This window comes from Paenibacillus sp. A3 (assembly GCF_001399685.1).
Classification (GTDB): domain Bacteria; phylum Bacillota; class Bacilli; order Paenibacillales; family NBRC-103111; genus Paenibacillus_G.
This window is the reverse complement of record NZ_JTHN01000057.1, coordinates 1-7,226: the sequence shown is the minus strand read 5'-3', so window position 1 is coordinate 7,226 and position 7,226 is coordinate 1. Positions and strand designations below refer to the sequence as shown.

The window sequence follows — 7,226 nt, the reverse complement described above, 5'->3', positions numbered from 1 at the left end:
CCTCAGGGCGACCAAGGACCTCAAGGTGCTACCGGCGCTACTGGCGCTCAAGGGCCTCAAGGCGATCAAGGACCGCAAGGTGTTACCGGCGCTACCGGTGCTCAAGGACCTCAGGGTGCTAAGGGCCGCAAGGTGCTACCGGCGCTCAAGGACCTCAGGGCGACCAAGGACCGCAAGGTGCTACCGGCGATCAAGGACCTCAGGGCGACCAAGGGCCGCAAGGTGCTACCGGCGATCAAGGACCTCAGGGCGACCAAGGGCCGCAAGGCGATCAAGGACCTCAAGGTACTCAAGGGCCTCAAGGGCCTTAAGGACCTCAAAGGCTGCTTTAAGGCGAAACTTGCGCATCCGGCCGTAATGATCTTTATTTATAACAGATAAGTTCCGCCAATACGAATTGGCTGTCGAGGGCTTCTCTCGACAGCCTCTTTTTTAATCCATAGCTCGGAAACTGTAAAAAAGCGAGGGATACATCGTGATCAATCCTATACCTTCATCAACAAACGTTGCGGAAAGAAAATTTGCCTATGCATGAATATAAAAAATGAATGACGAATTATTGCAAGATGTTTGGATGCAGCAAAATCCATCATCGATTACGTTTCGATTTACGATACGTGCTCTACTTGCGCAGAGCACGGCATACCCGGCACCGTTCACTTTGAGCCTTTTCAGAATTTCGGGTACAACTGAAGCGTTCGGCTTCCCTGGCAAAACAATCTTACCAAAGGTCGATTATCTGCTCCTGCTTGAGCAGAATATCCAACGTTCCCGGCTTCGTGGTGATTATCTCGGAGACGACAGGAAAGCTCGACCATTTATCTGGCACAAAACGTATGGCGAACCATGCTTCAACCTTGCACGGACAAACGATTAAAGAATCGGTGGAACAACGTCCACCGTTGCATTTTCCATATTTGTTGAACCAGCATGTACCATCTCGCCCGAGGCAAGGAAAATCCATGCCTGAGCATGACGTTCAGATTATGGCGTTTATAAGTACCTGCCGGACTAAGAGCTTGTCCTTTGTGTTATTGAGTATAAGCGGTTATAGGGCTTGATGCCGCTGTCCGGCTACAATCGATCACAGAGCATTTGCCGGCCCATATCGCATTATTGCCAACTATTTCAGCCAACTGCTTCCCAAAACAACAAAAAGGCAGATAACAGCCTGCCTTTGCAGATAACGCAGTATCGCTTAGTGTACGGCCCCTGTCTGATGTTCATTCTGATGCTCGCAATGAATGCGCAAGAATTTCTTATGCGCAAGAGGGCGGGAACTCGGCAGCGACAGAAGCCGGGAGCACTCCTCCAAAGTGCCGAATTGGTAAAACAAAGCAAATCTTAAATGGCCGGAAGCCAATTCAGATAAATGGCAGGCCAAGCCCTCCTGATCCGGCTCCCTACATAACAACTCGCGATAAAGCCCTGTTACGTATGGGCGTTGTCTTGACGGAGCAGCCCGTGCAGCAACGGCCCGATGGTCGGCGCTTCGTACATTAAATTCGACAGTTGAAACCGGGAAGCTACCCAGGCGGCCTCTCGCTAAGAACGACCGTTTCGAACAGCTTTAAGCCCGGGAGATGGTGGTAGGAATCAGCTTCTCCGGAAACTGGAAAGTCCCGTAGTTATTCGAGCAGCGGGTGACGATCACGGGGAATCCGTACGTTTCGAAGTACGCGCGAGCAAGCAGATCCGCCCCCGCCTTGCTTGCCGAGTAAGGACTGTTGGGAGCAAGCGGCGTCCGGGTAACACCCTGCCGCTATGCCGCTTCCAGCAGCACGTGCCAAGAACATTTGTTCTGACGAAGCTTTGTGGGTCCGCAATGCTGCGGTCGACGTGGGATTCGGCGGCAAAATGCACGACCGTATCGATCTGTGTTTCCGCCATCACCTTGGCGGCAAAGTCCGCATCGGCAATATCGCCGCAAACGAAACGATCGTGCGGCCCCTCTTCCAGATCGGCCAGGTTGCGCAAATTGCCCGCATAGGATTGACGACGATATCCGCAGGATGATGCTCCCGCCAATAACCCACGAAATTACTGCCAATGAACCCCATCCCGCCGGTTACAAGCATCTGCCTCATGGCGTGGCCTCCCCTGCCATTCTTTGGGCGGCCTCCCTGAACGAAAGCTGGGTTCCCGCATCGATCCACCATCCGCTCAGTATGCCGTAGGAGAGCATGCCGCGGGCCGCATACATATTGTTCACGTCGGTAATTTCCATTTCGCCTCTCGCGGAAGGCTGGACCGTTCGGATAATGTCAAACACCCCGGCGTCGTACATATAGATGCCGGTCACGCAGTAGGACGACTTCGGCAATTCCGGCTTCTCTTCAATCCGCACAATGCGCGAGCCGTCCATGACCGGCACTCCGTACCTGCGGGGATCTTCAACTTCTTTTAAGAACACGTGTGCTTGCTCCGGCCGCTCCCTGAAGCGGGCGAATTCCTCCGTCAGCGAGTCTTCGAACAGGTTGTCGCCGAGCAGCACGACGAATTTTTCCCCGGGATTAACGAAGCCCTCCGCCAAGGCAAGAGCCTGAGCGATGCCTCCCGGCTCTTCCTGCACTTTAAACGACAGACGGACGTTCCACTCCCGGCCGCTGCCGATATAGTCCATAAACAATCCGCCGGAATGTTTTCCTGTAACGAGCAAAATATCGCAGATTCCCGCCTCGGCCATTTTGGAAATCGCGTAATGAATCATCGGGTAAGGACCGACAGGCAACAGATGCTTATTAAGAAACCGGGTCATCGGCTTTAACCGGGTACCTGATCCTCCGGCAAGAATAACTCCTTTCATCAAGCGGCCGCCCCTTTCTGCACAATGGTTGGCATATTTTTTAGCATAGTTAAATGATATGCTCCCATTGACAGAAGCTTATGGACGCTTATCGCATAAGACGAAAAAATTGGCTCTTATCCTTGCTGGCGTGGTAGGCGGGAACACTTCGCATACTCCTTTTCCCTTCTTTCTCATTTTGCATCAACCGCTGTGCTTGCCGTTTCTACCGTAGTTTTGTATTACCTTTTCTCTTATCAAAGGAAAAGCATCCCCAACCGCGATTGCGGTTAGAAATGCTCCTCACCTTGCTCCCCTCCTCTAGCGCGGACGGAGGACAAGCGTCGCTTTCGTATGAGCCGCAACATCCGCCTCATCGAAATACATCGTTTTGTAGCGCCCGGTGAGCCACATCGAGGTTTGATCCGAATAATGCGCGCTCCCAAGCTGACCGGAGGCCCCCATGATCATAATCTCCTCCGATGCTTTTAAGTTGGAGAGGTCGGCGGTGAAACGCCACGGGGCCCCAACAACTACCTCGAAGGGCAACTCTTTGCGCGAGTAGGAGGCATCGCCCACGGTAACATTGCTTCCGCCGTACGGGTGCGGACCGTCGTTAAAGATCAGATTGAGCGGTTTCATCGCGCCGAGGGGATGCTCGAACGTCAGCGTATGAATCGCTCCCCACACCCACTTTTCCTGCTTGCCGCCAAGCTGCTGCTCCAAGAGGCGCAGAGCCTCCTTGAAGCCGTCAAGCAGAGCCTGCTCGATCGTGCCGTCGGTGCCTGCCAGCCAGTTGCTGTTTTTGCCCGCGAACAGCTCGTTTACCGCTCTGCCGCTCAATCCGGTGGATAGGAAATCGGCGTAGAGAGACGGTCCAAGCTGGGGCTCAAGCAGCTTCTGCATCGCCTTGTTCAGCGTGGTGTGGAATATGGACGGGCCGACCAGATTGGGGGCGTCGATCGGGTCCCGCATCCATTCCTCCAGCGTGCGCAGTGCCTGCTGTTCGGACGCGTTCCAGGAGCCCCGCTTCAAAATGGGCAGCCAGATATCCCGATATTGGACCGCCTGCAGGTTTTTCCAGTCCCCCTGGATACGCTGCATGTCTTGCAGCGTCAATCGCTCTTTCTCCCGCAGCATCTCGTGAATCCGGTCGGCGCGGTACGACTCCGACCAGTTATTGGTAATAAAGTAGAGATAATTGTCATCGACGATGCGGTTGTTGGCGGTGGCAATGTAACCTTCCGGAGGGTTCCAGGCGTGCGGCAGTTCCTCCCATGGTATATACGACTTCCACTCGTACTCGCCGGTCCAGCCGGGCACCGGCTGCATGCCGTCCCCCTTGGCGCGAATCGGAATCCTACCGTTCGCCCGCCAGCCAATGTTCCCCTGATCGTCCGCATACACAATGTTCTGGGCAGGCGCAGCAAAAAGACGCATCGCTTGTTCAAACTCGTCATGGTTCTTGGCTCTGTTCATCGTCAGCCAAGCGGTGATCTCGTTGCCGGGTCCGGTATCATAGGCGGTCCAGCGGAGGGCCAGAGGCTGGCTGGTCTGTTCCGACAAACCGATTTCCTTGACGATATCCGTAATGATGGGGCCGTGCCGGGTGATTACCGTTTCGCCCCGAACGGGCTCTGCCCTTCCCTTGACGCGATACGTTTCTTCAATTACGATGGCGTCTTCGTAACGGCCTTCATATTCGAACTGGTGCGGATTGTTGGGATTCGGCTTCTCTATGTACAGGTCCTGCACGTCGGGGTTCAAGTTGGTAAAGCCCCAGGCGATGTGCTCGTTATGTCCGGCTGCGACACCCGGCAGCCCCGGAAAAATCACACCGGTTACGCTGTACTGCCCGGAGACGGTCAGATGATTTTGGTAGAAAATCGAAGGCGCGCCCAGCTGCAGATGCATATCGTTGGCGAGCAGCGGCTTGCCGGTTACGCTCTTGCTTCCGGCGACTACCCAGTTGTTGCTGCCGAGCCCCTCGCCGGGAATGCCGTATCGGCGCGATGCATCAATAAGGTCGACGAGCTTCCGCGCGTCCCCGTCCTTCAGAGAGACGGCCCCACCTTCAACCGGCCTGATTTCCGGGAAAAGCGATTGCGTCTTGTCGAAACCGAGCTTCTTCAAGGACGAACTTACGAACAGCTCCGTGACGGCGTTATCTCCCAGATACCATGCCACGTTCTTGCCGATAGCGATCGAATCGCTGATCTGCCATGGCTCGAAAGGAGCGCTGGTCAGCGTATACTCGATCGGCAGCGGTCCCTTTTCCCGAAAGGCGTTGACACCGTCCGCATAGGCCTGCAGCGCTTCCTTGGTCCGTTCGTCCAGCTTCGGAATCAGTTGGTCTGCCATTCGTCTGAACCCGATCGTGCGGTTAAACCGGTCCTGCGGCAGCGAGGCTTCGCCGAATACTTCGGCCAGCGTTCCGCTGACGGAACGACGCGCCAGCTCCATCTGCCAGAGGCGGTCCTGAGCATGGACATACCCTTGCGCAAACATTAAATCACGCTCGTTCGAAGCGTAAATGTGCGGAATCCCGTAATCGTCCCGCATGACGGACACCGGCTTGGATACGCCCAAAATCAGTTCGCCCTCGGTCTTCGCGAGCGCATGGCGGACAAACCAATAGCTGCCTCCGCTTGCGATGGCCCCTAACGCCAAAACACCGGATAAAGAGAACAGCAGTATTTTTTTCGCTTTGGACAAGTGAACCTCCCCCTTTAATGAATGAATGAATGATCAGTCCTTCGAATTGGTCGATATATTTCTATATATTCCCATATAAATTTTATTTTCCTATTCTTTTCATTTTTGTTTTTCCTTGCTCGTCTAACGGCAGATCGAACATACATACTTTGCCAATCCTCCGTTCATACTAATTTTCAAACGCTGGAAAAAAGAAGGCGATCGCGGTGCTCCTGACTTTTTTATCGTTGCTTCGCAAGTCCAAGCGGCCGAAGTCCGAGCCGGCTTCTGCCCCGCCTCCGCCGTCACAGCCAAGCGGCCGGCTGTCTTCCCGTCTGGAAGACAATCTGGACGTGCTGCGCCGGGTGTTCGGCAACAGCTCGGACGTCATATTTCGCGAATTCACACTCGGAGCCTCAGGCGAGACGAAAGCAGCCGTCGTGTACACCGAATGTATTGCTAACAGCGAAATCGTGCAGCGGCTGCTCGAAAACCTGATGATCCAAGCCAGGGAAGTCGGGATTTCAGACGCCGCGGCCTCGCAGTCGTCGGGAATGGAGCGGCTGCTCCAGTTCACCGTCACGGTCGCATCCGCGAGAATCGAGACCGAGCTGGCGGCCTTGACCGGGAATATGCTATCCGGGCATACGATCGTGCTTCTGAACGGAGAGGCTGGCGCGCTTACGGTCGATACGAGACAGACGAAAGGCCGGGCGGTAAGCGAGTCGAACGTGCAGACGGTCGTCCGCGGTCCGCTGGACAGTTTTACCGAGTTAATCCGGATGAACACGACGCTGGTTCGCAGGCGGATCAAGGACACGAGGCTTCGGGTGGAGAACGTGCAGCTCGGCTGCGTGACCAGAACCGATGTCGCGTTGATGTACGTTGACGGCATTGTGAACGAGAGCGTCGTCGAGGAAGTGCGACAGCGGTTAAAGCGGATCGAAATCGACGGTATCCTGGAAAGCGGCAACATCGAAGAGTTTATTCAGGACGAGACCTTTACGCCATTTCCGACGATGTACAATACGGAGCGTCCCGATGTGGTCGCGGCGGGGAACTCATGTTCCCGATGATCATTTTTTGTTTCTGTTTCTGGTCGTGTTCGTGAGCCCGCAGATCAAGATCGAGCAGGCGAAGCCTTTGCTTGAGCATGGCATCACTCCCGTTCTCATGGGCGTGAAGACGTACATCGGTTTTCCGTTTATGGAATTGTCCATTTTCCTTATGATTCTTCCTTACGTGAAGCGCACGTCGGGAACCAAGGTCGCGCAAGCCTTTGTCGCGGGCACGGGAATCGGCGGCTTGATGCTGTTCGTTATCACGGCGGCGAGCATTCTGGTTCTGGGCCCCAGCCTGACCGCGCGCGAGACGTATCCGAGCTATTTGCTGGCCAAAAAAATTAACGTCGGCGATTTTCTTCAGCGTATTGAAGCGTTTATGGCGGGAATCTGGTTTTTCAGCATTTACATGAAGCTGATTGCGCTCGGCATCGCCCAGCTGTGCCGGCTGAAGGACTACAGGCCGCTGCTCCTGCCGCTCGGGGTCATCATCTTCGTGTATTCGCTGGCCATTTCACCGAACATGGCATATATGGTCGAGCTGACCGGTAAGCTGTGGACGGCCTTCGCTCTGACCTTCTCGCTGCTCATTCCGCTCGTGCTGTTGATCGCCGGCTCCTTCCGTTCGCGGAATTAACTTCCCTGCGCCTGCACACGCGGCACAACGCAAAGACCCAGGGCCTTTC

5 protein-coding genes and 3 pseudogenes are annotated in these 7,226 nt (G+C 54.9%); 4 read left to right on the top strand and 4 right to left on the bottom strand.

Features of this window, described 5'->3' with window-relative positions; genetic code table 11:
• A pseudogene (locus QJ48_RS39150) lies at positions 1–381 on the top strand (hypothetical protein); the annotation flags it as partial.
• A 150-nt stretch (positions 382–531) separates the two neighbouring features.
• Positions 532–751, top strand: a pseudogene (locus QJ48_RS38600) (glycosyl transferase); the annotation flags it as partial.
• A gap of 447 nt (positions 752–1,198) precedes the next feature.
• Here QJ48_RS38600 and QJ48_RS39470 read toward each other — a convergent pair.
• From QJ48_RS39470 to QJ48_RS08690, 4 genes and pseudogenes are all read right to left on the bottom strand, one after another.
• Entirely contained in the window at positions 1,199–1,534 is a 336-nt protein-coding gene (locus QJ48_RS39470; protein WP_082420416.1) for a DUF4214 domain-containing protein, read from the bottom strand.
• 39 nt (positions 1,535–1,573) lie between these two features.
• A pseudogene (locus QJ48_RS35730) lies at positions 1,574–2,087 on the bottom strand (dTDP-glucose 4,6-dehydratase); the annotation flags it as partial.
• Positions 2,084–2,806 (bottom strand): sugar phosphate nucleotidyltransferase, encoded by a 723-nt coding sequence (locus QJ48_RS08695; RefSeq protein ID WP_054973242.1) that lies wholly within the window; start codon positions 2,804–2,806, stop codon positions 2,084–2,086. The pseudogene QJ48_RS35730 and the gene QJ48_RS08695, both read right to left, overlap by 4 nt.
• Positions 2,807–3,106: 300 nt before the next feature.
• The gene (locus QJ48_RS08690) at positions 3,107–5,500 is read right to left on the bottom strand and encodes a penicillin acylase family protein (protein WP_054973241.1); all 2,394 of its coding nucleotides are present in this window, start codon (positions 5,498–5,500) and stop codon (positions 3,107–3,109) included.
• A gap of 206 nt (positions 5,501–5,706) precedes the next feature.
• Here QJ48_RS08690 and QJ48_RS08685 point away from each other — a divergent pair, with 206 nt between their 5' ends.
• Positions 5,707–6,555: a spore germination protein gene (locus QJ48_RS08685; protein ID WP_054973240.1), complete on the top strand. Its 849-nt coding sequence runs from the start codon at positions 5,707–5,709 to the stop codon at positions 6,553–6,555.
• Entirely contained in the window at positions 6,521–7,177 is a 657-nt protein-coding gene (locus QJ48_RS08680; RefSeq protein ID WP_054973239.1) for a GerAB/ArcD/ProY family transporter, read from the top strand. Before QJ48_RS08685 ends, QJ48_RS08680 begins: the two co-directional genes overlap by 35 nt.
• Positions 7,178–7,226: the final 49 nt, after the last annotated feature.

What these genes read in the sequence shown, in the direction of transcription:
- QJ48_RS08695 (WP_054973242.1), bottom strand. Translation starts at nt 2,806, where the DNA reads ATGAAAGGAGTTATTCTTGCCGGAGGATCAGGTACCCGGTTAAAGCCG.
- QJ48_RS08680 (WP_054973239.1), top strand. Translation starts at nt 6,521, where the DNA reads ATGTGGTCGCGGCGGGGAACTCATGTTCCCGATGATCATTTTTTGTTT.